Source organism: Paraburkholderia xenovorans, assembly GCF_046030735.1.
Lineage (GTDB): Bacteria > Pseudomonadota > Gammaproteobacteria > Burkholderiales > Burkholderiaceae > Paraburkholderia > Paraburkholderia xenovorans_A.
The window spans coordinates 1-2078 of sequence record NZ_JAQQBV010000093.1; the positions used below are offsets into that span (position 1 = coordinate 1).

2 protein-coding genes and 1 pseudogene are annotated in these 2078 nt (G+C 56.7%); all 3 read left to right on the plus strand.

The window, feature by feature from the left end; genetic code table 11:
- Nucleotides 1-220, plus strand: a pseudogene (locus tag PQQ51_RS34215) (threonine ammonia-lyase, biosynthetic); the annotation flags it as partial.
- A 23-nt stretch (nt 221-243) separates the two neighbouring features.
- Nucleotides 244-1146, plus strand: a complete 903-nt coding sequence (locus PQQ51_RS34220; protein WP_408501608.1) for a 5'-nucleotidase — start codon at nt 244-246, stop codon at nt 1144-1146.
- Complete coding sequence (gene queF / locus PQQ51_RS34225) at nt 1143-1967, plus strand: NADPH-dependent 7-cyano-7-deazaguanine reductase QueF (RefSeq protein WP_408501609.1); 825 nt, start codon at nt 1143-1145, stop codon at nt 1965-1967. Before PQQ51_RS34220 ends, queF begins: the two co-directional genes overlap by 4 nt.
- Nucleotides 1968-2078: the final 111 nt, after the last annotated feature.

Sequence of the window (2078 nt, forward strand, 5' to 3'; positions counted from 1 at the left end):
ACGGCCGGGCGCGTTGATGAAATTCCTGTCGTCGATGGCGCCGAACTGGAATATCAGCCTGTTCCACTATCGCAACCAGGGCGCGGACTACAGCTCGATTCTGGTCGGCGTTCAGGTGCCGGCCAGCGAGAACAGCGAGTTCGAACGTTTTCTCGCGACGCTCGGTTATCCGTACTGGGAAGAGACGCAGAACCCGGTTTATCGATTGTTCCTTGCTTGATCTTTCTGGACCGACACACGCAGATGCCCATTTCCCTCGCCGACAAACTGGTGGTCGCGATCTCGTCGCGCGCGCTGTTCGACTTCGAGGAAGAGAACCTGGTGTACGAGGAAGGCGACCTGCAAACGTATGAAGCATTGCAGCGCGAACGCCTGAGCGTGCCGGCCAAACCGGGCGTCGCGTTTCCGCTGATCCGCAAGTTGCTGGCATTGAACGCGGGCGGTCATCGGGTGGAGGTCGTGATTTTGTCGCGCAGCGATCCGATCAGCGGACTGCGTGCGTTTCACTCGTGCCGCGAGCATGGTCTGGCGATCGAACGCGGCGTGTTTACGCGCGGACGGGCGCCGTTCGGTTATCTGAAGCCGTTGAATGCGTCGCTGTTTCTATCCGCGAATCAGGACGACGTGCGCGACGCGCTGGCCGCCGGATTCCCGGCCGCGCGCGTGTTGCCTGAATCGGCGAAAATGGCGAGCAAGTATCCGGACGAGATCCGGATTGCGTTCGACGGCGATGCCGTGTTGTTTTCGGACGAAGCCGAGCGCGTGTTCCAGAAGGACGGGTTGCGCGCGTTCGTCGGCCATGAGATTCACAACAAGGATCTGCCGCTGGCGGATGGGCCTTTGAAGCCGTTGCTCGAAGCGCTGCACCGGTTGCAGAAACTCGCGGACGACGCTGCGCCGATGCATATCCGTACCGCGTTGGTGACGGCGCGCTCTGCGCCTGCGCATGAACGCGCGATCCGCACATTGATGGCGTGGAACATCGAAATCGACGAAGCGATGTTTCTTGGCGGTCTCGACAAGAGCGCATTTCTGCGCGAGTTCGAGCCGGACTTTTTCTTCGACGACCAAATTGGCCATTGCGAATCGGCCCGCGTCGTGACGGCGACGGGGCACGTGCTGAGTGGCATTGTGAACGCATCATGACACCTGAACAGTCACCGCTGGGTAAGCCCTCCGCTTACACCGAACAATACGACGCATCGTTGCTGTTTCCGATTGCGCGCAAGCATGCGCGCGAGGCGATCGGCATCGGCGCGCAACTGCCGTTTTTCGGCACGGACATCTGGAATGCGTATGAGCTTTCGTGGCTGAATGCGCGCGGCAAGCCGCAGATCGCGGTGGCCACGTTTTATGTGCCGGCGGATTCGCCGAACATTGTCGAGTCGAAGTCGTTCAAGTTGTATCTGGGCTCGTTTGCGCAGACGGCGTTTGAATCGATGGAAGCGGTGCGGGACACGATCAAGCGGGATGTTTCTGCTTCGTGCGGCGCGACGGTTTCTGTTCGGCTGACGGCGCCGTATGAGTTCGGCAAATTGCAGATGGAGGAGTTTGAAGGTTTGTCGCTGGATCGGCTCGATCTGGATGCTGATGTTTATCTGCCGGATGATTCATTGCTCAAGGCTGCGTTTGATGAAGCGCCGGTTGAGGAGACTTTGGTTTCCAACTTGCTGAAGTCGAATTGCCCTGTGACCGGGCAGCCTGACTGGGGAAGTGTCCAGATTCATTATGTCGGGCCGCAGATCGATCATGCAGGTTTATTGCGGTATATCATTTCTTATCGAAATCACACTGGATTTCATGAGCAGTGTGTTGAGAAGATTTTTCTGGATGTTCTTCGGGTTTGCAAGCCAGTCAAGCTGGCGGTTTATGCGCGGTATACCCGGCGCGGGGGGTTGGATATTAATCCTTTTCGCACTAACTATAATTTGTCCATGCCGGATAATTTTCGCCTTGCCAGGCAGTGAGTTTTTTTTGGTTTTCCTATGGCAGTTTTGGTTTTCTTCATTTCATTTCATTTCTTATCTTATTGGTCTATTAGTGTTGCCCCTGTGCGGGGCGGCACTTACTTTCTTTGC

Coding starts and splice junctions, on each gene's coding strand:
- PQQ51_RS34220 (WP_408501608.1), top strand. CDS start 244: ATGCCCATTTCCCTCGCCGACAAACTGGTGGTCGCGATCTCGTCGCGC.
- queF (WP_408501609.1), top strand. CDS start 1,143: ATGACACCTGAACAGTCACCGCTGGGTAAGCCCTCCGCTTACACCGAA.